This window comes from Paenibacillus sp. M-152 (assembly GCF_003856555.1).
Lineage (GTDB): Bacteria > Bacillota > Bacilli > Paenibacillales > Paenibacillaceae > Paenibacillus > Paenibacillus polymyxa_C.
Genome location: NZ_CP034141.1, coordinates 614,790 through 640,827, shown reverse-complemented (window position 1 = coordinate 640,827; position 26,038 = coordinate 614,790). Strand labels below are relative to the sequence as shown.

The following is a 26,038-nucleotide window of genomic DNA, read 5'->3' as shown; positions in this document are numbered from 1 at the left end:
CTCCCATATAGCCATCCCTGTGATTAATATCCGACGGTAAAGCGGGAATTGACAAATTCCCCTTCTACTAACTCATCAATCAGGGCTACCGCATAATCCTCAACAGAGATGCGACTATGGCCTAATTCGTCCACTACCAAATGATCCAAACCAATACGGAACTGCCCTGTACGTTTACCCGGTTCAATAATTCCGGCAGGACTACAATATGTCCAGTCTACATCCGCAGCACGGTACAACTCCAGTGCATCAGCATGCGCCGCCGCCAGTGGCTTCACTTCCTCTGGAAACTCAGCGGTATCCATGAGACGCTCACCGTTTTCTGTTTTCAGACTACCCGCTCCGCCAACGACAAGTATGCGCTCCGCACCGGAACGCCGAGTTCCTTCCAGTAAAGAACGAGTCGCTTCGAGCAATTCCTCCTCAGCTCCAAACTTGGGACCATAGGCGCTAATGATAGCATCGTGCCCTTTGGCTACCTCCGTAACGGAATTCGGGTTTAGAATATCCGCCTGAACCACCGTCAAATATTCATTTTGCTCTGTCACTCGTTGCGGATCGCGCACTGCCGCCGTCACCTCATACTTACGCTTGATTGCTTCCTTTACTAACGCTTTGCCAATTGTTCCTGTTGCTCCGAAAATAATCACTTTCATAGTAACGTGCCTTCTTCCTATCTATAATTTTCTTACTGTTATTTATCCGTTTTATAACCAGCTCAAACTCGTGCAGGATTTCAGCTTACAGTTCTCCCGGCTGTCGCCAGTACATCCCTTCCGACCTTGGACTGACCAGTTGGAAACCGAACTGCGCATATAACCGGTCGGCTGGCTTATCCGCAATCAGCGTTGCAAAGCTGCCCGCCGGAACCTCCCGTTTCAAATACTCCATAATCTCTTCCATAAGCTTACGTCCATAACCCTTCCCCTGATGGGAAGGCTTGACTGCAATATCCGTAACCAGAAAAAACACACCGCCATCACCGCTCACCCGGCCCATCCCGATCAATTCCTGTCCAAGCCGTAGCGTTACAGCAAATAGGCTGTTCGGCAAGCCCTTAGCTGCCGCTTCTTCCGTAATTTGCGACAAACCAGCCTCCTTGCGTAAAGCCTGATATTCCTCGACGGCTGGAATAGCGTAATCTACGCGAAGCAGCTCGTACGGTTGATTCGATGTCTCATGATGTTCTGTTGCAAAATCTATATTTTTATTCATGCCGAATCTCCCTTCCTGCTGTAATCTTGTCTATTTTACCAAAAAATACTTCATAGTTCTTGGTTTAGAGATATACAAGCCCTTGAAATGCCTGTGTGGTCTGTGCAATAGTGTAGAAAGAACAATGGAAGGAGGGATTGCGGGTGTCCCCGACGGACTTCGCGGCATTAGTCGCATATATCTCACCCGGTCTGATCGCCTTCCTGCTGGCGTTATCCTTGCTGGTATGGCTGTATGTTCATAGTGCAGCCCAGCTTCGGAATTCGCGTCAGCAGCGGCTCGAAGAATTACAGGAATCACTGCGTATCTATGGGCGGTTAGCTGGTTATCTCCAGACTGCTACCCAGAACGCGATCAACAACAGCGAAAAGCAGCAGCACCAGCATGGACTAATCCATGCTCTTCAGGAGGCTAAGGCCGCCCCCTATTTGACCCCTCACCTTCAAGAGCAGGTTCAAGCATCCCTTCGGGAATGTGATCCATTCCGCCGGGAATTGCTTCTCAAGTCACTGGAGCGTGAAATGAACAAACTGATCGAGGAACGGCGACTTGTTCTGCTGGAATCCCATGCTCCAGGCTGGGGAACAGCATTATGGAAGCTATTACGCCCAGCGGCCGGTCCGCTGACGCTGGCGGGAATCGTCTGGTTGACCTCAAGACTGGTTGTGGAACTGATGACTTACAGTCATGTCGATGTTAGTCTACCCGACACCACACAATCTGTATCATGGCTTATAGGGTATGCATGGATAAGGTTCGTTTCTGGCTTGATCGCCTTGCTGTATGTCTATCGTCTGATGACCCTGCGTAGACAAAATGATCTGGACGTGACGGCATCCCATTTCCCAACAAGCCTGTTATGTATGGTCATTGCCGTTGTCGCCCTGTTTCAGTGGCTCGGGCCAGAAGCGTCTCCCTACATACTGGCTGCACAGCTTGTGCTGTTCTTGATTGGCTTCCGACTTACCCGAGGCCGCTCGCGAAGTGATCGTCCTTATGTGGGTCATCCCAGCTTGATGAAGGCCGATGCTTCGCAGAATCAGGAATTACACGCAACTGACAAAGATACAACCGCTGATTCTTCTTTGGCTGATGAACATATGCGGTCCTAAACACCCGTTGCGCCTGAAATTAGATCCTGTATACATCCCGCAAATCACATACCATCACAGGACATCCCAACACACAAAGAAAGAGTTTATGGGGTGTCCTGTTTTTTGAACAATTTTTGGCTTTTTACGGGGTTAGACTTGTGCCAACGATCAAGGAAAGAGTATATTGTTTATATAAATGTAAATCATATCGTTTTATATGTATTAATATCGAAAAAAATCCATATATGTTAAACTACCATCAATTTATGATGTGCGTTAGAATTGGAGGAACTATGCAACTGGACATTTCTGAAAAATCACTTCCCGTTTATGAAGCGCTGGCCAGTGAGGTTCGGCTGAACATGATTGTTCTGCTTGCGGAGAAGCCTATGAATATACGTGAGCTGGCGGAAGCCCTGGGACTCAGTAGTGCGATTATGACCATGCATGTTAAGAAACTGGAGAGAGCATCCATTATTTCGACTAAAATGCTGCCCGGACGAGGCGGGGTTCAGAAGGTATGCTCATTGGCTACGGACAAAATTGAAATCGCCATGCCACGCTATCAGCAGGATGTACGGCAATTTCATCAGACGGAGATTTCCGTCGGACACTTTACAGATTTTGAAATTCAGGCAACCTGCGGCCTAGCCACCGTCGAAAAGATTATCGGAGAATTCGATGAGCCTCGTTCGTTCTTAGACCCTGAGCGCTTCAATTCCAAAATTCTGTGGTTTAGCCAAGGGTATATGGATTATAAAGTGCCGAATTTCCTATTGTCCAGTCAAAAAGCTGAGGAACTGGAAATTTCGATGGAATTATCATCGGAGGCCCCTTTTACCAATGATAATTGGCCTTCAGACATCACGTTTTTTCTAAATGATGTGAATTTGGGCACTTGGACCAGCCCGGGGGATTTCGGTGATAATCGTGGTAAATATACACCTTCATGGTGGCCTGATTTTATCAATCAATATGGCCTTCTTAAGAGACTTCGCGTGACGTCCGAAGGTACCTTTATGGATGGCAAGCAGATATCCGATGTGACGCTAAGCGACGTACTGATTGATCAAAAGCAATGGAAATTCCGTATTGCCATTTTGGATGATGCCCAGCATATTGGCGGGGTAACCCTGTTCGGTACTGGATTTGGTAACTACAACCAGGATATCCTGTTCCGTTTGTACTACAAACCTGCGGAAAACCATACCAAAACAGCAACGGTAGAAGCTGGCGATAGCAGCAAATAATTATTAGACCATTCAAAACCTGAACACGGCGTTTTGCCCATGCCTTTCTTGGGAGACAAAGCGCCGTGTTTTACTTTCTCATTCTCTTTTAATGGCCCCTTTTTGCCATGCGCTGTGTAATTAGCGTACAGGTTCAATACAAACTGGTGAAGGAACCTCCAATACATATCCCGTTCGGGTCAACCGTCCATCATCCCCATGGATAGCAAAGGATACGACGTTGTTTCCCTCTTGATTCGCCGCTAGCAAATAACCAGACAAGATGTTGAAGTTACGCGGCGTACTGCCGAAAGTCTCGACCCATTCAATCGTCTTTAGCTTGCCGCTGTCTAGATCGACATGGTAGAGTACGATGCTGTTGTGTCCTCGATTGGATACATACAGAAAACGTCCACAGGGTGTAATTCGAATATCCGCTGCTGTATTTTCTACATCTATAATGCCTTCTGGCAGTGTGGACAGACTTTGCAGCAAGGTAAGCTTACCATTACGTTCGTTATACCACAAACACAGTAACGGTATTATTCAATTCATTGGCGACAAAGGCATATCGACCTGAGGAATGAAAAACCAGGTGGCGTGGGCCGGAACCAGGTGGCAAATCTGTCTCACGGTGGGTCACCAGTTTCCCATCCTCGGTCAAACGATATACTATAATCTGATCCAGCCCCAGATCACATACCATGGCATACTGTCCTGAAGGATCAGGAATAATCGAGTGTGGATGTGGCGCATCCTGGCGGTCCTGACGAATCCCTGACCCCGTGTGCTGAACCTGCCCCGACATGTCTCCCAATCCTCCTGCTTCTGTCGCAGGGAATACAACGGCATTGCCCCCAGAATAGTTAGAAGCCAGCACATATCGTCCATCTGTTGTTACGGATACATAGCAAGTATGTGCGCCCTCCGTTCCTTTTCGATCCAAAGGATGCAATTCCCCCGTTTGAGTGTTCACCTGATACGTGCACAGTTCGCCTGGTTCTGTTTCACTGGCAGCATACAACTCTGCCCCATTCGGATGCAGTGCCAGAAAAGAAGGTCTCTCGATTCCTTCCACACCTCCAACCATACGCAAATCACCATTGTCCGTATGCAAAGCTCCTATATAAATTCCTCTTTCCTCACGAGACGCATAAGTTCCTATATAAAATAACTGCTCATTCCGCTCTTTCATCCGATCTCAGCTCCTTTTAGCGTATTCCTCACAAGTTATCCGACTTTTAAGTTCTACTTTCTAACTGGTTATAAACTTATCATGCATTATTACCCAAGATTCTGCCGTTTCATTAACATTTGGCTATGTATGCAAAAAAATAGCCTCTTCCGCTGTAATCTGTAGTAGTTCATAAGAACGCCACAGTTCACACCAAAAGAGACTATTTTACAGAAAAAACAACATTAAACCGCTGTGGATTGCGTATCTCTGCTTTTCCATTTTACAGCCAGCCCCAAACTAAGCATGAGAATGACCGCCCCAAAAATGTACGGCAAATTGATATGCACCTCAAACAATGTACCAGCAAGCGCAGGTCCCAAAATATTACCAATACTCATATAAGCATTGTTCATCCCGGCTGCAACTCCCTGCTCATCCCCTGCCATTTTGGATAAAGCAGTATTAATGGCTGGTCGCAGCAACGACGTAGCGGTAAAGAAGATAAGCGATACTCCGAGTACATAATAGAAGTTCCCTGAGAGCAACATAAGCACAAGGGAAATCGCGGAAAACAGAAAAGAACCGATAATCACACCTTTTTCACCAAAACGGTTCAACATCGGACTAATGACCACAGCTTGAATTATAGTTCCGACCAACGCACCTACCGTAATAATGATAGCAATATCACGTTCATTGTAATGAAACTTGCCTGTTACAAAGAACGGAAACATCGTTTCAAAATGCGTCAGGCCAAAGGTTAACGTGAATATCATAATCAACAGCATAAAGTACGGCTTGCGGAAAGACAGCGCAAACTGTTTAATCACATTGTCCCGTTTCACCTTAACATTTCGAAACTTCAACTGCTTCTCCAACGACAAGGTTTCGGGCAGTAAAATCAATGAGATCAGTGCCGCTAAACCTGATACCGCCGCCGAAACGTATAAGGGTGTACGAAGCGAGATATCTGCCAGCAAACCACCTACACCAGGACCAATCACAAAACCAAGCGACATCGCGGCCCCCAACAGCCCCATTCCTCTGCCGCGGTTATGGACTGTTGTGATGTCGGCAATATAAGCCATCATTGGAGGGATCATAAATGCCGCTCCTGCGCCTCCAAGCAAACGGGAAATATACAGCATGGTCAATGAGTGTCCAATTGCAAACAATACAGAAGACACCGTCATGATGACCAGACCGATAATAATCATTTTTTTACGTCCGTATTTATCGGACCATTCCCCCGCTAACGGCGAAAATATAAACTGGGTCAAGCCAAACACGGCAACCAGATAGCCTCCCGTTTCACCACTGCCTCCCAAGGAACCCATGAACTTGGGGAGGATCGGAATAATGAGTCCAATTCCCAGCATGGCAATAAACATATTAATCATCAAAATGACGAGCGGTCCCATTTTCAATTGTTGTGAATCCGACATGTTGCGTTTTGTCCTCCTCAGGTTCTTTATTTCGTATACGAAATTCTTATTTTGCAACCATTTCAGCAAAACTCTTCATTATATTAATAGAGTGGGAGGCAAATAACAATCATAAAATACTTCCGATACCCCTGAATGTTACTCCTTTATTTTTGTACAATAGCAATCGCAATATCATAATCAAATTTCTGAATTTCTGCGGATGGAATATCAAAAGGATTCACCGGCTTTAGTCGATTCGACTCGATCCAATATACCCCCTCTGTTGTATTACGCTCATAGCCATTACGGTCCAACCAAGCAAATAGATCATCATAAATCGTATTTAATCGTTCTCGATCTCCCTGAAAACGGGTCACTGCATACTCTCCTTCGGGCACCTCGATGCGTTCAAGACTATCCGGTACTTCATTCCACGAGGACACTTTAACGCCCACCTTGACCGCAGTACTTCCGTTCTCCTCAACAACTGTCCATTGGGGAGTTAACACATAGCCCATATCCGCGTCCAGACGACCTGAGTGGTTCTCTGGGACGTTCTGTTGCACTTGTTGCCACTGTCTGCGTACCTCATCACCCAATTCGGCAAAAGGGGCTCGCGCAGTCAGCGCTGCTACCTTGAAAGCCGATATCCGCTGAATAACTACATCGAGATTTGAACTCATACGGTTTCCTCCTCATCAAAGTGGATACTACCAAACTTACTATATGCTTATGGTGAATCTTCGAATAGCTCCTGCAATAACCTTTCCTTGTTATTCAGAAATTGTTTGGTAATGATATAATGATCGGTTTCCTCCAGCGTCCGTGTGTCGATCCCTTCATGTGTCAGATGATACAGGACCGAATCTGGATAAGACATCAAGATGGGGGAATGGGTAGAAATGATAAACTGTGATCCCTGCTGCACAAGCTCATGAATCCGGGCAAGCATGGCCATCTGACGCAAAGGCGATAGCGCTGCCTCTGGCTCATCCAAAATATACAATCCTTGTCCTCCAAACCGATGCACAAATGCAGCAAAAAAAGACTCGCCATGCGACTGCTCATGCAGCGACTTCCCCCCGTACGAATCCCGAATGGGTCGCCCTCCTCCTTCTCGATCCAGCTCGTCAATATGAGTCGCCACATTATAGTAGCTCTCCGCCCGGAAAAAGAAGCCATCCCTCGGTTTTTCAACCCCTCTCACCAACCGGATATGCTCATGCAGCGAGGAATGCGTGGCTTGTGTAGAAAAGTTGAAATTTTTAGTGCCACCCTCTGGATTAAAACCCCACGCGACCGCGATTGCCTCCATAAGCGTTGATTTACCTACACCGTTTTCTCCAACAATATAGGTAACGGAAGGATGGAATTTGAGTTCATTCCACTGTTGAAGAGCCTTTAAGTTAAAAGGGTATTGGCTCCTGTCAGCATCTGGAGGCCACAATAGCTCCAATCGACGTATAAAAAGATTGCGATCCCATATACTCATGTTCAGTCAGCTCCATTGCCAAGCAATTTACTAGGTATTCCATCATTATATTGGAATTATTTACAGCAATCAATTTGAACTCCCATTTCGTAACCCTTCTGTTGTTATTCAAGCTATTATTACAGGTATAATATAACGAAGCCTTTTATTTGGGCAGGAAGTTTTCGCGCATTATCAGTCTCAATCTTATCCTTTTCAAGCAGGTGAATCTATGAATTCAAATCACAAACCGTTCCAATCCTTTAAAATCGTACAGTATATGATGACCATCTACAGGCAGCGATTGACGCGTATTTTACTGCCGTTGGCTGTACTGGCTTTTATTATATGGGAGGCTGGACGAGAGCTAAAAGACTTTAATCTGGCACGGATGCTTCATGAGCTGCGGCGAATGGACGCCACGTTTCTCATCGAAATTGGCTTGTTCTCCCTGGTAGCCGTGGCTGCTATGAGTGCTTACGATTATGTAATCAGGCATCATTTCAAGCTTCAAGTCAAGCCTGGAACGACATTCCGGTACGCCTGGATATCCAATACCTTCAATAATGTCTTCGGCTTTGCAGGCTTTACGGGAGCTGGACTGCGCACTGTGCTGTATAAAAAGAGCGGTGTGCCATTGGGTGTCATTACCTCGGCAGTCGTATTTCTTTCGCCTGTCGTCATTACCGGACTATCTTTGCTAGCTTGGGGTGCTATTGTTCATCTGTATCCGGTGCAGCCTGTGCTGGATGCTCACCCATGGCTTCATTGGGCGCTATGGGGAATGGCACTTTACCTGCCTCTATTTCTGATCATGCAGCGCTCCAAAAGGTATGCCACATGGTTCAACAAGGGAGAAGGACAGCTCTCCTGGTTCACCATCTCTGCCTCCATTGGCGCCTCTCTGCTGGAATGGCTGCTGGCTGGTCTTACCTTTGCATGGATCGGCTCGCACTTGCTCCATGAGCTGCCGCTCCATGCTGTGTTCGGTATTTATGTAATAGCCGCAATTGCGGGGTTAATCAGTCTTGCACCCGGAGGAGTCGGTGCATTCGATATTATCGCCCTGCTCGGGCTGCAAATGGCAGGAGCCAACTCGGACCGGGCGCTGGCTGTGCTGCTGGTCTTTCGCGTCTTTTATTACATCATTCCGTGGCTCATCGGCTTGGTATTAGCCGCGCTGGAAATGATTCCGCGTAACGAGCGCCTGAGCCAGCTCGCTGAGACAGGCTGGGATTACTCCCTTAATGCCTGGCAGAAGGTATGGGGCTGGCCTGGTCAATTCCGGTTTTTGGCCGATCTGGGGGTATGGGCGCTTGGGAAACTGGTACTCATCTCCGGCGTGGTGCTTCTGTTGTCGGCCGCTACGCCTGGTCTGCTGTATCGGCTCCGTTTTGCTGAACATTTGCTCAGCCTGCCCGTTATGCGCTTATCGCACGAAATCTCGGTCATCATCGGAATTATGCTTGTCGTTCTGTCCCACGGAATCTCTCTGCGTATTCGCAGAGCATTGCGGCTGACCTTGATACTTCTGCTGACAGGAGCCATTTTCACCTTCACTAAAGGTCTGGATTTTGAAGAAGCCTTTTTCCTGCTGTTCGTGGCATTAATGCTGTGGATTTCGCGTTCACGGTTTTATCGGGTCAGTGCGCCGCTGAATCGGCACAACATTTTAATATGGGGCGGATTATCTCTACTCGTAACCGGCGCTTATTTTATGATCGGGGCAGGCTCCAATACACCATTTATGCGTCATATACATGCCAAGGTCCATCTGGACTTTTTTATGAACCGTAGCGATTACGGAGTTACAGCCGTATTTAGTTTGATTTTGGCATGGGTATTCCTGACGGTGTATTTCTTTCTTCGTCCTCAGCGTAGCATCAGCAATCTACCCGACGCACAGGAGCTGGTTAAGCTAAAAGAATTTTTGGAACGACAGGGTGGTAACCTCGTTTCTCATATGCTTTTTCTGGGCGATAAATATCTGTATTGGACCAAGGACGAACAGGTGGTTCTCCCCTATGCTCGCAGCCGGGACAAACTGATTGTATTAGGTGACCCTCTCGGTCCAAAAGAACGTGTGAGTGAAGCCATTCAGGAATTCCAACGGTTCGCGGATCGATATGCATTGACGGCTGTATTTTACCAAGCATCACCGGAATATTTGTCCATCTATCACGAGAACGGCTATCGCTTTTTTAAATTGGGCGAGGAGGCGCTCGTGCCGCTCGAGTCCTTTACACTAACGGGCAAAAGCAATCAGGCGCTGCGCAGCGCCAAAAATCGCTTTGACCGCGAAGGCTATTCATTCGAAATGGTCCAGCCGCCTCTAGAGGCGTCATTAATTGAGGAGATGCGTCATATTTCGGATATTTGGCTGGATGGGCGCAAGGAGAAGGGATATTCTCTCGGCTGGTTCAAAGAATCTTACCTTCAGTTGGCTCCAATTGCATTGCTTAGAGACTCCGAAGGGAAGGTCATTGCTTTCGCTACGATGGCCCCAGCTTATGATCATGGGCAGACGGTCTCTATCGACCTGATGCGTCACCTGCCCGACACACCCAATGGAACGATGGATTACTTATTCACACGGGTCATTGAGTGGGCCAAGGAAAGTGGATATACGACATTTAACCTGGGCATGGCCCCGCTGTCCCAGGTAGGACAAAGCGAAAAGGCATTGCGCGAGGAAAAGCTGGCTCGACTCGTTTTTCAATACGGGGGACATTTTTACGGCTTCCAGGGGCTTCGACGCTTTAAGGATAAATTCAAGCCGCAGTGGGAGCCGCGCTATCTGGCCTATCCCGCTTCTGTTTTTCTGCCGATCCTGACGCTGGAGCTGGTATATCTCGTGTCCAAACGCTCGGACTAAACAAGGTACGATACAAAAGGATTTTGACAGTTTAAAACGATGTAAAAAAGGGTGTTCCCCGCCACAAATGGTTGCAGGAACACCCTTTTATATTCACTATTTTTCTTAGAAGCTGCCTTTTACAACAACGTCAGACAGTGGGAAACGTCCTGATGGACGTGCTGGCACTTGTGCCTTACCTACACTAATGAGCATGGTTGGCAGGTATCGTGCTGGAATATTGAATTGCTCGATCAATTGTGCTGGAATAAATCCGCCCATTGCGCAAGTATCGTAGCCCAAAGATTTAGCAGCCAGCATAATGTTTTGTGCTGCAAGAGCAGAGTTCAGGATCGCTGCATCGCGAGCTACCTGCGGGTTTTGATAAGCACCATTGATTTGACCTACCAATGCGTCACGGATTTCCGCTGGCAATGCGCCTGCTTCTACCGCTTGATCATAAATGACAGCATTGCGGTTGGCTTCCAAATCACCCAGTACGGCAATCGTAACAGAGCTCTCTGCTACTTGACCTTGGTTGTAGGCGATAGGCAGCAATTTTTGTTTGTCCGCTTCACTTTCGATAACAAGGAATTTCCAATGTTGAAGGTTCCAAGCGGAAGGAGCTTCTACCGCGGCAGTCAAGATAGCTTCTAGATCTTCCTCTGGCATTTTAAAATCCTTTACATAGCTTTTTACCGCGTGTCTTTCACTAATAACAGATAAGGTTTCATTTTTCCGGCTGCTCGACATTCTGGGCACACTCCTAATTTCTTAATATATATCTTGAATCTTTATTAACTTCCCAAACTACTGCAATTATAAAAATGATAGTGAATGATGTCAATATGTTTAAGTATGACCCCGCACTCAAAATACAGTACAATACGGATAAAGACATGCATATCGGCAAATGCCTGCCGATGGGACAAGACACGATGAGTTCATACTGTTCTCATTTGAATTTAAAAAGGAGCGTTACTATGATCGGATCGTTTAAAAAAACGGATATTGCTTTATTTGCCGCGTGGGTAGTAGCTTGTGTGGCGACATTGGGCAGTCTGTATCTCAGCGAAATCTTGGGGTATGAGCCTTGTAAGCTGTGCTGGTTTCAGCGCATTCTAATGTATCCCCTGACCCTTCTGCTCGGAATCGCATATTTTCGAGGCGATACGAAAATACGTATTTACGTTATGCCATTAGCCGTCATCGGTGGTGCGATTTCGGCCTATCATTTTATTATTCAGCGCATCCATGCAGCCGCCAAAGCTGCCACACAAACTTCAACGGCCTGCGGCAGAGTGTCCTGTGAACAGGATTATTTGAACTGGTTGGATTTCATCACCATTCCGTTTCTCGCACTCATTGCTTTTATCCTTATTATTGCAGCGATGGTTTATATCATGCGCCAAGAGAAAAAATCAGCCGCAGGTGAGGTACAAGCACAAGAACTCGCATAAGATGAAAGAGACCCGATTATAGGGCCGGTTACCACCAAAAGGCGTATAATCCGCTTGCCGGAGGAAAGACTGTAACTAAATATATCCATTGCATATGTGCTATAATGTAAAAGGTTTGCAGTCTGTCCAATAACGCTTATATTCCTTATAGAGGGGGCCAGTCCATGTTTCATATCAGCACCCCATTGCTGCAATATGGCGCAACTTTCGGTATGATCTTAATCGCTATATCGGCTATTTTCATCCGTATGAAGACAGGTCATCGCCCGATTAATGCCAAAAAAATCATCATTCCTCCGCTCGGCATGAGCACTGGCTTTATGATGTTTGTGGTGCCAGAAGTACGGGTTCCCTGGCTTTGGGCGCTGGGCGCTTTTCTGATCGGCTGGTTTATTTTTTCCTACCCGTTGATCCGCAGCACCAAATTTGAGTTACAAGAAGGGCTGGTTTTCGTGCAACGCTCGCGCACCTTCTTTTTTATCCTGATCAGCCTGCTGATCGTCCGATTGCTGCTGCATGAATTTATTCAGCATTACATTACCATCCCGCAAACAGCAGGGCTATTTTTCATACTAGCCTTCGGGACGTTGTTACACTGGCGGCTCCGTATGTATTTTCAATATCGTCAGTTCGTTCCGGACGAGGCGGAAGTCCGCATCTGACCAACCGATATTTAACGTGCATACTCGCATGTTGCTGTGTAGACCCAAAAGACCCCTTCTCCTAACAGGAGGTCGTGTCTTTTGGGTCTTTTTAGTCTATCAGGGGCCAATTCATTAAGGTGGTGCTTTTTGTTGTCGTTCTTGAAAACGTCTCACTCTCCCAAGGTTCTGCGGTCAGCTTGGGATTAACGCCTTGATGCCATGCTGCCTGGACGCCGGGCGCTAGGCACTTACTGGGAGCTCTGCTTTGTAAACAGCACGCTGCCGTTTGTGTTATTCTGCGGAGCATAAGCGCCATCCCAGGTGATAAAGAAGCTTGCTCCAGTGTAGACTTCATTCAGGGCGTTGTTCCAAAGCGAATAATCGAATTCCTTGAGCTGATTATTGTTGCGATCCACATGGTCGCCACCCACGGCTGGTCCAATTTCGCAAAAGCCGTAAGTTTTGCCAAGTCCTTTGATGTCATTGTAAGCCATCTTGATTTCATTGTCATTGGACGGATCATCGCTGTAAGCATCGATGCCAATCCATGTGACATAGCTAGAGCCGGGGTAATAAGCAGCCGCGTTAGCTCCTTTATTTGGGGCATAGACAAAATTGACGTTGGACATGCCATTGGTCGTCACGATGTAATTGTACAAATTGATGTACAGGTTCTTATAGTCTGTCGTATTCTTGTTTCCCCACCAGAACCAGCCTCCGTTCATTTCATGGAAGGGTCTGTAGTAAACGGGGGATGAGTTAAACTTTTGCAGACCGGTCACAACATTGTCAACCTGGGCCTTATAATTTTGTAGCCATGCGGGGCTGGACGAATTGATGGATGAAATGTCTGTATTGGCCAAGATATTAAAATCGGAATCAGACATTGGGGCGTTTACATTTCCACCCTGAGGATTGGGCATGTGGGTGGAAACGGTGACGATTTTCCCCAGGTCTTGGATGACGGAGGCGCTATTAGAGGTAATGGAGGCTGCATCGGTGCCCCCCTGGTTCCAGTTCAGCAGATCATAGGAGACAATGTCAGGGTTGTAGGTCCAGACAGGGCTGGTGTTTACACTTCCGTCATAGCCCAGGAACATGCCTGTATAGTTGATATTGCTCTCCGCGCCTGCCGTTATTGGTAGCGAGAATAATAGTGCAGCCCCGGTCAGGGCGCTGATCAAGCTCTTCGTTTTCTTGAATGAATTCATATTGGTTATCCTCCTAATGTTTATATCTTGCTGCTTGTAATCGCAAGGCTTATGGTCAATCACTTCATCCAGCAACTTTTATCATTCTTATTGTCCATAAACATAACCTCCGTTTTTCCTCAATTCTGAGTTCCGTAATGAGTCTTTTTTCTAGTACACCCCTCCTGTTCAATAAGACAATTCTGATTCGCAACCTACATATTTTTCGTTTTAGCGAGTTGATCTCCATTTGCCTAAAGGAATACACTTTTGCGACCCTCAATTATATCGACATCAAGGAAAAAGGTTGAAATAGTTCTATTAGATCAAAAATTAATTCGTATAACAATAAATAAACAACCTTCGCAAAGTGTGGTAGAGACTAAGTGTGTAATAAAGGAAATCTTTTTATTTCACTCTTATGAATTCGGATTCAAATTATTGCTATTTTTGGACTATATAGAAGATTCATAATCACACACTTAACGTATCCTGTTATCAGTAGCCTAGAAAATAAACACACGTGCAGAATAGTTAGCAACGGTGGATCACTAGCGTCTATTAGAACTAAACTGATCACTCTGAAAACATAGCGTTTATTTTCTTTAAAATGTTGGCTTGGCACTCATGAAACAAAAAAACCGATATTCGGCCTTTGGGCCAAATTCGGTTTTTAGAGGTGAAACTATTATTCACCAGTTTCCTATTCTTCTTCCTGCGATTTATGTCGAATAATGTAATGCCATTACTCCGTTTCGTTCCAGCATTCGTACAACCAAACAATCAGGAAATGGTCTAACAAAGCTTGTACTCACCAACTCTATTCAAAGTGGGACGGATCCAAAGAAATCAAATCTTCAGAGAAATCATACAACTACAATCGTGCTATCGAGTTATGGGATTGGAGCTCCGAGCGACTTGAATTAGAAAAGGAGTTTTAAAATAGTGGGGCAACTAACGGGGTATGTTAGCTTAGTAAGGACGATGAGTAGCCAGTCTGTGTAAATCCATGAAGTATAACAATTGCAATCTCATCGATTTAGACTATAATGTTCTAACTCTTGAGCTTTATTGACTAGAACACGATATTTTTTAAAAGTACAAAAAAAAGAGATGGCATAAGCCGTCTCTTTTTTCATCTATAGAAAGCGGGTGATGGGAATCGAACCCACGCTACCAGCTTGGAAGGCTGGAGTTCTACCATTGAACTACACCCGCAAAAAAATGGTCGGGATGACACGATTTGAACATGCGACCCCCTGGTCCCAAACCAGGTGCTCTACCAAGCTGAGCTACATCCCGTAATAGATGCCGGTGAGAGGACTCGAACCTCCACGGTTTCCCTCACGATTTTGAGTCGCGCGCGTCTGCCAATTCCGCCACACCGGCTTATGAAGTTAATGGCGCGCCCTGAGAGATTCGAACTCCCGGCCTTTTGATTCGTAGTCAAACGCTCTATCCAGCTGAGCTAAGGGCGCAAATATGGAGCGGACGACGGGAATCGAACCCGCGACCCTCGCCTTGGCAAGGCGATGCTCTACCGCTGAGCCACGTCCGCAAAAACAATATGCGCGTGGAGGGACTTGAACCCCCACGTCAAAGACGCTAGATCCTAAGTCTAGTGCGTCTGCCAATTCCGCCACACGCGCATACAATGATAATGGTGAGCCATGAAGGACTCGAACCTTCGACACCCTGATTAAAAGTCAGGTGCTCTACCAACTGAGCTAATGGCTCTTAATGGCTGGGGATATAGGATTTGAACCTATGCATGACGGAGTCAAAGTCCGTTGCCTTACCGCTTGGCTAATCCCCATTATGTATTTAACAGGGCGATCAATGGGCCTTGGACCCACGAATGCCGTAGCCACAATTCGGTACGTTAATCCATTCGTCACGACCACCATAATAATAAAACTGGTGGAGGATGATGGATTCGAACCACCGAACCCGTAAGGGAGCAGATTTACAGTCTGATGCGTTTGGCCACTTCGCTAATCCTCCAAAATGGTGCCGGCGAGAGGACTTGAACCCCCAACCTACTGATTACAAGTCAGTTGCTCTACCAGTTGAGCTACACCGGCATATTAAGTTAAATGGCGGAACTGACGGGATTCGAACCCGCGATCTCCTGCGTGACAGGCAGGCATGTTAGGCCTCTACACCACAGTTCCAGAGGCATTTCTAATAGGAAATTAATTGCGGGGGCAGGATTTGAACCTACGACCTTCGGGTTATGAGCCCGACGAGCTACCGAACTGCTCCACCCCGCGACATTAAAGGTATCTCTCAATATTATTCATGGTGGAGGCTGAGGGGATCGAACCCCCGACCCTCTGCTTGTAAGGCAGATGCTCTCCCAGCTGAGCTAAGCCTCCATACTACTATGACCCGTAGGGGATTCGAACCCCTGTTACCTCCGTGAAAGGGAGGTGTCTTAACCCCTTGACCAACGGGCCACATATCTATTATAAGAGCTGGCGGAGAGAGAGGGATTCGAACCCTCGAGACGCTTTTGGCGCCTACACGATTTCCAATCGTGCTCCTTCGGCCAACTCGGACACCTCTCCATATGGCTCCCCGAACAGGACTCGAACCTGTGACAACTCGATTAACAGTCGAGTGCTCTACCAACTGAGCTATCAGGGAATATTGGTGGAGCCAAGGGGGATCGAACCCCTGACCTCCTGCGTGCAAGGCAGGCGCTCTCCCAGCTGAGCTATAGCCCCATCTTAGAAATAACCATTAAAATTCTGATTATGTAGAGGTTAGTCTTACAGGCGAAAAAAAATCCCCAGAGAAGGGGCTTATGCTTGGCGGCGTCCTACTCTCCCAGGACCCTGCGGTCCAAGTACCATCGGCGCTGGAGGGCTTAACGGTCGTGTTCGGGATGGGTACGTGTGGAACCCCTCCGCTATCGCCACCAAACATGAATTTGCCTCGCAAATTCTAACTTCAAGGTTACACCTTGAAAACTGGATCCGAAACTTCCTTGCGTCTTATCTTTAGGATAAGCCCTCGACCGATTAGTATTGGTCAGCTCCATGCATTACTGCACTTCCACCCCCAACCTATCTACCTCGTCGTCTTCAAGGGGTCTTACATACTGGGAAATCTCATCTTGAGGGGGGCTTCACGCTTAGATGCTTTCAGCGCTTATCCCTTCCGTACATAGCTACCCAGCGGTGCTCCTGGCGGAACAACTGGTACACCAGCGGTACGTCCATCCCGGTCCTCTCGTACTAAGGACAGCTCCTCTCAAATTTCCTACGCCCACGACAGATAGGGACCGAACTGTCTCACGACGTTCTGAACCCAGCTCGCGTACCGCTTTAATGGGCGAACAGCCCAACCCTTGGGACCTACTTCAGCCCCAGGATGCGATGAGCCGACATCGAGGTGCCAAACCTCCCCGTCGATGTGGACTCTTGGGGGAGATAAGCCTGTTATCCCCAGGGTAGCTTTTATCCGTTGAGCGATGGCCCTTCCATGCGGTACCACCGGATCACTAAGCCCGACTTTCGTCCCTGCTCGACTTGTAGGTCTCGCAGTCAAGCTCCCTTCTGCCTTTGCACTCTTCGAATGATTTCCAACCATTCTGAGGGAACCTTGGGGCGCCTCCGTTACTCTTTAGGAGGCGACCGCCCCAGTCAAACTGCCCACCTGACACTGTCCTCGCACCGGATCACGGTACCAAGTTAGAACCTAGATACGATCAGGGTGGTATCCCAAGGATGCCTCCCTTCAAGCTGGCGCTCAAAGTTCAACGGCTCCCACCTATCCTGTACAGATCGTACCCAAATTCAATATCAAGCTGCAGTAAAGCTCCATGGGGTCTTTCCGTCTTGTCGCGGGTAACCTGCATCTTCACAGGTATTAAAATTTCACCGGATCTCTCGTTGAGACAGCGCCCAAGTCGTTACGCCATTCGTGCGGGTCAGAATTTACCTGACAAGGAATTTCGCTACCTTAGGACCGTTATAGTTACGGCCGCCGTTTACTGGGGCTTCGGTTCATAGCTTCGCCCGAAGGCTTACCACTCCCCTTAACCTTCCAGCACCGGGCAGGCGTCAGCCCGTATACTTCGCCTTGCGGCTTCGCACAGACCTGTGTTTTTGCTAAACAGTCGCTTGGGCCTTTTCACTGCGGCCCCCTCGGGCTATTCACCCTACCGAGGCACCCCTTCTCCCGAAGTTACGGGGTCATTTTGCCGAGTTCCTTAACGAGAGTTCTTCCGCGCGCCTTAGAATTCTCTTCTCGCCTACCTGTGTCGGTTTGCGGTACGGGCACCTTCTCCTGGCTAGAGGCTTTTCTTGGCAGTCTGAGATCATGACCTTCGCTACTATAATTTTCGCTCCCCATCACAGCCCAGCCTTACGATGTGCGGATTTGCCTACACATCAGCCTCACTGCTTAGACGGACATCCATCAGTCCGCGTCACTACCCTACTGCGTCACCCCATCGCTCATCACGGATTACGGTGGTACAGGAATTTCTACCTGTTGTCCTTCGACTACGCCTATCGGCCTCGCCTTAGGTCCCGACTTACCCTGAGCGGACGAACCTTCCTCAGGAACCCTTAGGCTTTCGGCGGATCTGATTCTCACAGATCTTTTCGTTACTCATACCGGCATTCTCACTTGAATGCAGTCCAGCGCTCCTTCCGGTACACCTTCAACCCGCATTCAACGCTCCCCTACCCCTGATGCAATGCATCAAGCCATAGCTTCGGTGGTGTGTTTAGCCCCGTTACATTTTCGGCGCAGAGTCACTCGACCAGTGAGCTATTACGCACTCTTTCAATGGTGGCTGCTTCTAAGCCAACATCCTGGTTGTCTGTGCAACTCCACATCCTTTCCCACTTAACACACACTTGGGGACCTTAGCTGATGGTCTGGGCTGTTTCCCTTTCGACAATGGATCTTAGCACTCACTGTCTGACTCCCGGAACTAAATCTATGGCATTCGGAGTTTGACTGAGCTTGGTAACCCTTGCGGGCCCCGCACCCAATCAGTGCTCTACCTCCACGATTCTTTTTTCCGAGGCTAGCCCTAAAGCTATTTCGGGGAGAACCAGCTATCTCCGGGTTCGATTGGAATTTCTCCGCTACCCCCACCTCATCCCCGCATTTTTCAACATGCGTGGGTTCGGGCCTCCAGTGCGTGTTACCGCACCTTCACCCTGGACAGGGGTAGATCACCCGGTTTCGGGTCTACGTCCACGTACTCAGTCGCCCTATTCAGACTCGCTTTCGCTGCGGCTTCAGCTCTTCACCTTAACCTTGCACGGGAACGTAACTCGCCGGTTCATTCTACAAAAGGCACGCCATCACCCATAGATCGGGCTCTGACTTCTTGTAAGCACACGGTTTCAGGATCTATTTCACTCCCCTTCCGGGGTGCTTTTCACCTTTCCCTCACGGTACTGCTTCACTATCGGTCGCCAGGGAGTATTTAGCCTTGGCAGATGGTCCTGCCGGATTCATACGGGGTTTCACGTGCCCCGCACTACTCGGGATCCGTCTCGGAGGGAACAAGTTTTGAACTACAGGGCTTTTACCTTCTCTGGCGGGCCTTTCCAGACCTCTTCATCTAACCGGTTCCTTTGTAACTCCATGTGAGACGTCCCACAACCCCAAGGAGCAAGCTCCTTGGTTTGGGCTAATCCGCGTTCGCTCGCCGCTACTGACGGAATCACTATTGTTTTCTCTTCCTCAGGGTACTTAGATGTTTCAGTTCCCCTGGTCTGCCTCTCACTCACCTATGAATTCAGTGAGTAGTGACTGTCGATGAAGACAGCCGGGTTTCCCCATTCGGACATCCCCGGATCAAAGCTTGCTTACAGCTCCCCGAGGCTTTATCGTTGTTCGCCACGTCCTTCGTCGGCTCCTGGCGCCTAGGCATCCTCCGTGTGCTCTTTGTAGCTTAACCTAGACTTTTCTTTCGCAGAAAGAAAATGTCGATGTTTAATAAGAAAATGATTTTTGCTACAAGCAAAATATCTTTCCTTATCTGCTACCTTTATTTCACTTGTTTACACAAGATCAGCTTAAAGGAATATTCTAAAACGCAATTTCGTTTCGGTATCCAGTTTTCAAGGTGCAATTTGAGAGTTTGAACTCTCAAAACTGAGCAACGAGTGAGTAAGTTTGAAGCTTACGCTTCATATTTGAATGTTTCCATTGCAGGAAACGATTCTCCATAGAAAGGAGGTGATCCAGCCGCACCTTCCGATACGGCTACCTTGTTACGACTTCACCCCAATCATCTACCCCACCTTCGGCGGCTGGCTCCTTGCGGTTACCTCACCGACTTCGGGTGTTGTAAACTCTCGTGGTGTGACGGGCGGTGTGTACAAGACCCGGGAACGTATTCACCGCGGCATGCTGATCCGCGATTACTAGCAATTCCGACTTCATGTAGGCGAGTTGCAGCCTACAATCCGAACTGAGACCGGCTTTTCTAGGATTGGCTCCACCTCGCGGCTTCGCTTCCCGTTGTACCGGCCATTGTAGTACGTGTGTAGCCCAGGTCATAAGGGGCATGATGATTTGACGTCATCCCCACCTTCCTCCGGTTTGTCACCGGCAGTCTGCTTAGAGTGCCCAGCTTGACCTGCTGGCAACTAAGCATAAGGGTTGCGCTCGTTGCGGGACTTAACCCAACATCTCACGACACGAGCTGACGACAACCATGCACCACCTGTCTCCTCTGTCCCGAAGGAAAGGCCTATCTCTAGACCGGTCAGAGGGATGTCAAGACCTGGTAAGGTTCTTCGCGTTGCTTCGAATTAAACCACATACTCCACTGCTTGTGCGGGTCCCCGTCAATTCCTTTGAGTTTCAGTCTTGCGACCGTACTCCCCAGGCGGAATGCTTAATGTGTTAACTTCGGCACCAAGAGTATCGAAACCCCTAACACCTAGCATTCATCGTTTACGGCGTGGACTACCAGGGTATCTAATCCTGTTTGCTCCCCACGCTTTCGCGCCTCAGCGTCAGTTACAGCCCAGAGAGTCGCCTTCGCCACTGGTGTTCCTCCACATCTCTACGCATTTCACCGCTACACGTGGAATTCCACTCTCCTCTTCTGCACTCAAGCTCTCCAGTTTCCAGTGCGACCCGAAGTTGAGCCTCGGGATTAAACACCAGACTTAAAGAGCCGCCTGCGCGCGCTTTACGCCCAATAATTCCGGACAACGCTTGCCCCCTACGTATTACCGCGGCTGCTGGCACGTAGTTAGCCGGGGCTTTCTTCTCAGGTACCGTCACTCTTGTAGCAGTTACTCTACAAGACGTTCTTCCCTGGCAACAGAGCTTTACGATCCGAAAACCTTCATCACTCACGCGGCGTTGCTCCGTCAGGCTTTCGCCCATTGCGGAAGATTCCCTACTGCTGCCTCCCGTAGGAGTCTGGGCCGTGTCTCAGTCCCAGTGTGGCCGATCACCCTCTCAGGTCGGCTACGCATCGTCGCCTTGGTAGGCCTTTACCCCACCAACTAGCTAATGCGCCGCAGGCCCATCCACAAGTGACAGATTGCTCCGCCTTTCCTCCTTCTCCCATGCAGGAAAAGGATGTATCGGGTATTAGCTACCGTTTCCGGTAGTTATCCCTGTCTTGTGGGCAGGTTGCCTACGTGTTACTCACCCGTCCGCCGCTAGGTTATGTAGAAGCAAGCTTCTAAACAACCCCGCTCGACTTGCATGTATTAGGCACGCCGCCAGCGTTCGTCCTGAGCCAGGATCAAACTCTCCATTAAAGACCAACCGAAGCTGGTTTATAGAAAGAGCGATTAGCTCATGTTGAAACTGACGAGATAAAATATCTCATTGTTGATTTTGCGAACAAAATCAGTTTACTCACTCGTTGTTCAGTTTTCAAAGATCAAATTCTTTTTCACTGCGTTTTTCAGCAGCTATAAGATCATATCATGTTCATTCCAAAAATGCAAGGGTTATTTTTTTCTTCTTTTCGAAGATTGTTTCGCCCTAATTATTCTTTTTCGAAACGGCTGTTTTGTTGTCAGCTCAAATAATATACCATTAAGCTTTACTGATTACAACATGTAAAAAATTCCAGTTAATAACCACCAATCGATTTTTTTCAACATCAGTTCTACAACTGTATCCATTAAACCTTTGAATTTGTTTTTCTTCATTATAGACATCATGAGTATTTAACTGGATCTATTGCATGCAGGCAATTGCTTTAGAGCAAGCATCATTAGCTAAAGTCAGATAATGACCTTGTTTTGAACACCATAAAACTAATGCATTTAAGTGTATATTGAAGCATGAAAATCGAGATCCAACAAATGCTAAAATGGCGGAGGGTCAATTGTCAATGTTTCTTCCATTGCTGGTCTGAAAACATTTCCGGCATACGGCGCTTACGTGGCATCAAAACATGCAATTCAAGGTCTTACCAATGAAGCGAGCTGGCGATCCAGCAGTTGCAAAAGGTATCGCTTGATTCTCTCTGACGAAGCTTCCTATATAATTGGATCAACATTAACGATTGATGTTGGCTTGGTACTTTTTAAAATTACTTACCCAAAAAAATAGCATCCTTGTATATTTCACATATATGCTTTCCCATCACCGTCAGCATCAGGCTCTTCTTTTCTTCAGCAGAAAAGTAGCCTTCTTCCATAGGTTGTCAGTCCGGTCATTCTCACTACATGCAGAACCGTGAAATACAGTCCACTTACAGAACTAATCCGCGTCAGAGAATTCTTTTATAGAATGCACGTGGTAAAAGAGGCTGTCCTTTGGACAGCCTCTTTTCTGTAATATGTCTACTTATTTAATTCGTTAGTCTGTACGTTACTGATGGATGCATGCTTTTATTGCTGGGTCAAAATGATTGGACCGTCTGCTGTAATTGCCAGCGTATGCTCGTATTGTGCCGACAAACCGCCGTCCAACGTACGCGCGGTCCAGCCGTCCGCATCAATTTTACTACGGTATGTGCCTGTGTTGAGCATCGGCTCAATTGTAATGACCATGCCCTCTTTCAAGCGTGGTCCACGGTGCGGAGGTCCGTAATGTGGAACCTGCGGTTGCTCATGCATTTCTTCCCCAATGCCATGCCCAATAAATTCGCGTACGACCGAGAAGCCTTCCGCTTCCGCGTAAGTTTGGATCGCATGGGAAATATCCCCGATCCGATTACCAACAACAGCTTGCTCAATCCCTTTATACAGAGACTCTTTGGTAACGTCCAACAGCTTTTGTGCCTGCTCAGACACATTCCCTACCGCGTACGACCAAGCAGAATCCGCCAACCAGCCATTCAGGTTCACAACCATGTCGATCGTCACGATGTCGCCGTCCTTCAATGGTGTTTTGTTAGGAAAGCCGTGGCAAATCACATCATTAGGTGAACCACAAGTTGCAAACTGGTAGCCGTTATAACCCTTTTGCTCCGGCGTTGCGCCGTGCTTCTTCATAAATGATTCTGCAAAGGCGTCGATTTCCAGTGTCGTAATACCCGGCTTAATCATTTTGGCAATTTCCCGGTGGCAAGCAGCCAAAATTTCGCCGGCTTTCTTCATATTTTCAATTTGTTCTTTGGTTTTAATGATAATCATTAAACGTTCTCCTTCTTATCCGTGTTCGTTCCACTTTTCGCTGCTTCTTTTTTCTGTTTCTATTGTAACGCTAAAAGCAGTGAAATGGAACCGATGTCAATTGATACCGTTTACAGGGGCTTAAACGGGGTTTATAATACTCCATAATTTGTATACAAGTATGCAAAATTATTTGCAAGATAGGAGTATTCTATGAAATATCCAACAACCTGGTTACAGGGCGCATCGCTTGGAGAGAGGATTGCTTGTGAACTCCGACTTCAGATTATACGCGGTATGCAGACACCCGGCACTGTTCTATCTGAGAATCAGATTGCTACCGATTTTGGTACCAGTCGTTCTCCTGTGCGTGAAGCCATGAAAGTGCTCTCAGGCGAAGGACTTATCCGTTTGGAGCGCATGGGGGCGGTTGTGATCGGCATGACACCCAGTGATATGGAGGAGCTATTCGACGTACGAATGCTGATTGAGCATTTTGTTGTTCAAAGGTATGTACATAAGGATAATAGCATATTGGTAACCACTTTAAATCAGATGATCGACAAAATGGAAGTCGCTCTCAAGCACAGGGATATCGCTGAGTTTTCTCTTCAGGATTTTAATTTTCATGAAGCTCTGGTTCTGGAAGCAGGCCATACCCGTATTCTCCATACCTGGAATGGTATGAGACAGTTGATCCTGACAGTTATGCTGGCTGCGACAGAACAACGATTTGCGTCTAACATCGAAGAATCTCAAGTCACAATTCGCAAGCACCGCACCTTTGCAAATGCTTTAAAACAAGCGAATGCTCAGGAGTTGTCACGACTTATCGAGGAACATTATCGAGACACCCGCAACGCGGTTAACGATAGCGTTTTGTCCTCCTATAGAAAGACATTATCCTAGTTGCAACATGCTTGGCAAAGAGCAAATGTACCGCGTCTTTATGCGTGCTCCAGCTGACGCGGCTCTTTTTTTAGACTCAATTGTCGACAAGTATACATTTATCTATACATATTGTTGCCTTCATTCTTTTGAATGTTATGGAACCATCCTCTCCCTGGTCGCTTTCGGTTTGATTATGCTGCTGAATGTGTTAATTTAACGATAATGAGCTAATAAGGTAAGTGAAGAGGAGAATGAATATGACTGAAACCCGATATATGATCGGCGTCGATATTGGCACAACCAGTACCAAGGCAGTGCTTTTCGAAGAAAACGGCAATATTGCCGCGCAGTATCATGTGGGCTATCCACTCCATACACCTGAGCCAGATGCGGCAGAACAGGACCCTGAAGATATTTTCAAAGCTGTCGTAACGACGGTGCAAGAGGTCATGACACAAAGCGGAGTACCCGCCGAACATGTGCTGTTCGTCTCCTTTAGTTCCGCTATGCACAGCGTACTGGCGGTAGACAAGAACGGTAAACCACTGACCGCCTCCATCACTTGGGCAGATAACCGTAGTGCCAAATGGGCTAAAGCGCTCAAACACAAATACAATGGACACGATATTTACTTACGCACTGGAACGCCCATTCACCCCATGTCACCGCTGACGAAACTGATGTGGATTACACGAGATTTACCGGATGTTGCGGCCCAGACGTACAAATTCATTTCTATAAAGGAATATGTCTTTGCCCGGTTATTCCACCGATATGTCGTGGATCACTCGATCGCCTCCGCTACCGGACTCATGAATTTGAAGCAGCTGGATTGGGACGAGGAAGCGCTCACTATTGCAGGTGTGACGAAGGAGCAACTGTCCGAACTGGTGCCGACAACTCATGTGCTAAAAGGGCTTGACGCAGCCTATGCACATGACATGGGCCTGCTGGAGACGACACCTTTTGTGATCGGAGCCAGTGACGGTGTCTTATCCAACCTCGGTGTGAATGCAATCAAACCTGGAGTTGTCGCTGTTACCATCGGCACCAGCGGAGCCATCCGTACTGTAGTTGATAAGCCTCTCACCGATGCCAAAGGGCGCTTTTTCTGTTACGCCTTGACCGAAAAGCTGTGGGTCATCGGCGGCCCGGTGAACAACGGCGGTATCGTTTTCCGCTGGATACGGGATGAATTTGCAGCCTCTGAGGTGGAAACTGCCAAACGCTTGGGAATTGATCCGTATCATGTACTGACCCAAATCGCGGAACAGGTGCGGCCCGGCTCGGACGGTCTGCTTTTCCTTCCGTATCTATCCGGCGAACGCGCTCCTCTGTGGGACCCAAATGCGCGCGGATCCTTCTTCGGCCTGTCCCTGCGGCACAAAAAAGAGCACATGATTCGCGCCGCACTGGAGGGCGTACTGTTCAATCTGTATACAGTCATGCTCGCTATGGAAGAAGTCATCGACAGACCGTCAGTCATTCATGCCACGGGTGGATTTGCACGCTCGGAGCTATGGAGACAGCTCATGGCGGATATTTTCGACCAGGAAGTCATTATTCCCGAAAGTCTGGAAAGCTCATGTCTAGGTGCAGCCATTCTAGGCTTGTACGCGTTAGGGCGAATTGATTCGCTAGATGCAGTATCCGGTATGATCGGCACCACTCATCAGCATAAACCTGCGGCAGAGCATGTAGATATCTATCGCGATTTACTGCCGATCTATATTCGCATTTCCCGTAAATTTGAAGAAGAGTTCAAGGATATCGCAGAATTTCAGGCCAAGTCCCTACAATTTTAAATTAGTGGA

General features: G+C 47.7%; 16 protein-coding genes, 17 tRNA genes, 3 rRNA genes and 1 pseudogene. 8 read left to right on the top strand and 29 right to left on the bottom strand.

Annotation, left to right across the window (positions count from 1 at the left end; genetic code table 11):
• Positions 1-23 precede the first annotated feature (23 nt).
• Together EGM68_RS02925 and EGM68_RS02920 are read right to left on the bottom strand one after the other, a co-directional pair.
• Positions 24-656, bottom strand: a complete 633-nt coding sequence (locus EGM68_RS02925) for an NAD(P)-dependent oxidoreductase (RefSeq protein ID WP_013369130.1) — start codon at positions 654-656, stop codon at positions 24-26.
• Positions 657-741: 85 nt separating this feature from the next.
• Positions 742-1,215, bottom strand: a complete 474-nt coding sequence (locus tag EGM68_RS02920) for a GNAT family N-acetyltransferase (RefSeq protein WP_013369129.1) — start codon at positions 1,213-1,215, stop codon at positions 742-744.
• Positions 1,216-1,358: 143 nt separating this feature from the next.
• Here EGM68_RS02920 and EGM68_RS02915 point away from each other — a divergent pair, with 143 nt between their 5' ends.
• Together EGM68_RS02915 and EGM68_RS02910 are read left to right on the top strand one after the other, a co-directional pair.
• Positions 1,359-2,327 (top strand): hypothetical protein, encoded by a 969-nt coding sequence (locus EGM68_RS02915; protein ID WP_058830761.1) that lies wholly within the window; start codon positions 1,359-1,361, stop codon positions 2,325-2,327.
• 275 nt (positions 2,328-2,602) lie between these two features.
• Positions 2,603-3,559, top strand: a complete 957-nt coding sequence (locus EGM68_RS02910; RefSeq protein WP_025676046.1) for an ArsR/SmtB family transcription factor — start codon at positions 2,603-2,605, stop codon at positions 3,557-3,559.
• A 120-nt stretch (positions 3,560-3,679) separates the two neighbouring features.
• Here EGM68_RS02910 and EGM68_RS02905 read toward each other — a convergent pair.
• From EGM68_RS02905 to EGM68_RS02890, 4 genes and pseudogenes are all read right to left on the bottom strand, one after another.
• Positions 3,680-4,733 (bottom strand): annotated as a pseudogene (locus tag EGM68_RS02905) (lactonase family protein).
• Between the two features lie 224 nt (positions 4,734-4,957).
• Positions 4,958-6,160 (bottom strand): MFS transporter, encoded by a 1,203-nt coding sequence (locus EGM68_RS02900; protein ID WP_013369125.1) that lies wholly within the window; start codon positions 6,158-6,160, stop codon positions 4,958-4,960.
• A 146-nt stretch (positions 6,161-6,306) separates the two neighbouring features.
• Positions 6,307-6,825 (bottom strand): GyrI-like domain-containing protein, encoded by a 519-nt coding sequence (locus EGM68_RS02895; protein ID WP_058711009.1) that lies wholly within the window; start codon positions 6,823-6,825, stop codon positions 6,307-6,309.
• Between the two features lie 47 nt (positions 6,826-6,872).
• Positions 6,873-7,634, bottom strand: a complete 762-nt coding sequence (locus tag EGM68_RS02890; protein ID WP_019685961.1) for an AAA family ATPase — start codon at positions 7,632-7,634, stop codon at positions 6,873-6,875.
• 211 nt (positions 7,635-7,845) lie between these two features.
• On the opposite strand from EGM68_RS02890, the gene mprF reads away from it, so the two are divergent.
• Positions 7,846-10,488 carry a bifunctional lysylphosphatidylglycerol flippase/synthetase MprF gene (gene mprF / locus EGM68_RS02885; RefSeq protein ID WP_013369122.1) on the top strand — a complete coding sequence of 881 codons (2,643 nt, stop codon included), beginning with the start codon at positions 7,846-7,848 and terminating at the stop codon, positions 10,486-10,488.
• 105 nt (positions 10,489-10,593) lie between these two features.
• On the opposite strand, the gene EGM68_RS02880 is transcribed toward mprF, so the two are convergent.
• Complete coding sequence (locus EGM68_RS02880) at positions 10,594-11,220, bottom strand: nitroreductase family protein (RefSeq protein ID WP_013369121.1); 627 nt, start codon at positions 11,218-11,220, stop codon at positions 10,594-10,596.
• A 230-nt stretch (positions 11,221-11,450) separates the two neighbouring features.
• Here EGM68_RS02880 and EGM68_RS02875 point away from each other — a divergent pair, with 230 nt between their 5' ends.
• Together EGM68_RS02875 and EGM68_RS02870 are read left to right on the top strand one after the other, a co-directional pair.
• The gene (locus EGM68_RS02875) at positions 11,451-11,927 is read left to right on the top strand and encodes a disulfide oxidoreductase (protein ID WP_013369120.1); all 477 of its coding nucleotides are present in this window, start codon (positions 11,451-11,453) and stop codon (positions 11,925-11,927) included.
• A gap of 164 nt (positions 11,928-12,091) precedes the next feature.
• Positions 12,092-12,589 (top strand): CcdC family protein, encoded by a 498-nt coding sequence (locus EGM68_RS02870; protein WP_025676051.1) that lies wholly within the window; start codon positions 12,092-12,094, stop codon positions 12,587-12,589.
• Between the two features lie 230 nt (positions 12,590-12,819).
• Here the strand turns inward: EGM68_RS02870 and EGM68_RS02865 are convergent, their stop codons facing one another.
• From EGM68_RS02865 to EGM68_RS02765, 21 genes are all read right to left on the bottom strand, one after another.
• Entirely contained in the window at positions 12,820-13,782 is a 963-nt protein-coding gene (locus EGM68_RS02865) for a glycoside hydrolase family 26 protein (protein ID WP_129548611.1), read from the bottom strand.
• Between the two features lie 1,126 nt (positions 13,783-14,908).
• A tRNA-Gly gene (locus tag EGM68_RS02860) sits at positions 14,909-14,979 on the bottom strand.
• A gap of 7 nt (positions 14,980-14,986) precedes the next feature.
• Positions 14,987-15,063: transfer RNA gene (locus EGM68_RS02855), tRNA-Pro, on the bottom strand.
• Between the two features lie 7 nt (positions 15,064-15,070).
• Positions 15,071-15,150, bottom strand: a tRNA-Leu gene (locus EGM68_RS02850).
• A gap of 12 nt (positions 15,151-15,162) precedes the next feature.
• Positions 15,163-15,239: transfer RNA gene (locus EGM68_RS02845), tRNA-Arg, on the bottom strand.
• A 5-nt stretch (positions 15,240-15,244) separates the two neighbouring features.
• A tRNA-Gly gene (locus EGM68_RS02840) sits at positions 15,245-15,319 on the bottom strand.
• Positions 15,320-15,329: 10 nt separating this feature from the next.
• A tRNA-Leu gene (locus tag EGM68_RS02835) sits at positions 15,330-15,410 on the bottom strand.
• Between the two features lie 12 nt (positions 15,411-15,422).
• Positions 15,423-15,498, bottom strand: a tRNA-Lys gene (locus tag EGM68_RS02830).
• A 4-nt stretch (positions 15,499-15,502) separates the two neighbouring features.
• A tRNA-Gln gene (locus tag EGM68_RS02825) sits at positions 15,503-15,577 on the bottom strand.
• Between the two features lie 102 nt (positions 15,578-15,679).
• Positions 15,680-15,765 (bottom strand) — tRNA-Tyr (locus EGM68_RS02820).
• Positions 15,766-15,769: 4 nt separating this feature from the next.
• Positions 15,770-15,845: transfer RNA gene (locus EGM68_RS02815), tRNA-Thr, on the bottom strand.
• 13 nt (positions 15,846-15,858) lie between these two features.
• Positions 15,859-15,935: transfer RNA gene (locus tag EGM68_RS02810), tRNA-Asp, on the bottom strand.
• 25 nt (positions 15,936-15,960) lie between these two features.
• Positions 15,961-16,034: transfer RNA gene (locus EGM68_RS02805), tRNA-Met, on the bottom strand.
• A 29-nt stretch (positions 16,035-16,063) separates the two neighbouring features.
• Positions 16,064-16,139 (bottom strand) — tRNA-Val (locus tag EGM68_RS02800).
• Positions 16,140-16,148: 9 nt separating this feature from the next.
• Positions 16,149-16,220 (bottom strand) — tRNA-Glu (locus EGM68_RS02795).
• A gap of 19 nt (positions 16,221-16,239) precedes the next feature.
• Positions 16,240-16,331, bottom strand: a tRNA-Ser gene (locus EGM68_RS02790).
• Between the two features lie 3 nt (positions 16,332-16,334).
• Positions 16,335-16,410: transfer RNA gene (locus EGM68_RS02785), tRNA-Asn, on the bottom strand.
• A 4-nt stretch (positions 16,411-16,414) separates the two neighbouring features.
• Positions 16,415-16,490: transfer RNA gene (locus tag EGM68_RS02780), tRNA-Ala, on the bottom strand.
• A gap of 82 nt (positions 16,491-16,572) precedes the next feature.
• Positions 16,573-16,689, bottom strand: a 5S ribosomal RNA gene (gene rrf, locus EGM68_RS02775).
• Positions 16,690-16,767: 78 nt separating this feature from the next.
• Positions 16,768-19,693, bottom strand: a 23S ribosomal RNA gene (locus EGM68_RS02770).
• 274 nt (positions 19,694-19,967) lie between these two features.
• Positions 19,968-21,521: ribosomal RNA gene (locus EGM68_RS02765) — 16S ribosomal RNA — on the bottom strand.
• The 16S, 23S and 5S rRNA genes sit together here with 17 tRNA genes alongside, the layout of an rRNA operon.
• A gap of 577 nt (positions 21,522-22,098) precedes the next feature.
• On the opposite strand from EGM68_RS02765, the gene EGM68_RS26475 reads away from it, so the two are divergent.
• Positions 22,099-22,326, top strand: coding sequence for an SDR family NAD(P)-dependent oxidoreductase (locus EGM68_RS26475; RefSeq protein ID WP_129550282.1), 228 nt, complete (start codon positions 22,099-22,101; stop codon positions 22,324-22,326).
• Between the two features lie 281 nt (positions 22,327-22,607).
• Here the strand turns inward: EGM68_RS26475 and map are convergent, their stop codons facing one another.
• Entirely contained in the window at positions 22,608-23,354 is a 747-nt protein-coding gene (gene map / locus EGM68_RS02755; RefSeq protein WP_013369117.1) for a type I methionyl aminopeptidase, read from the bottom strand.
• 192 nt (positions 23,355-23,546) lie between these two features.
• On the opposite strand from map, the gene EGM68_RS02750 reads away from it, so the two are divergent.
• Both EGM68_RS02750 and gntK read left to right on the top strand, forming a co-directional pair.
• Entirely contained in the window at positions 23,547-24,242 is a 696-nt protein-coding gene (locus EGM68_RS02750; RefSeq protein ID WP_025678719.1) for a GntR family transcriptional regulator, read from the top strand.
• 239 nt (positions 24,243-24,481) lie between these two features.
• Complete coding sequence (gene gntK / locus EGM68_RS02745; protein WP_129548610.1) at positions 24,482-26,029, top strand: gluconokinase; 1,548 nt, start codon at positions 24,482-24,484, stop codon at positions 26,027-26,029.
• The last annotated feature ends 9 nt before the right edge of the window (positions 26,030-26,038 follow it).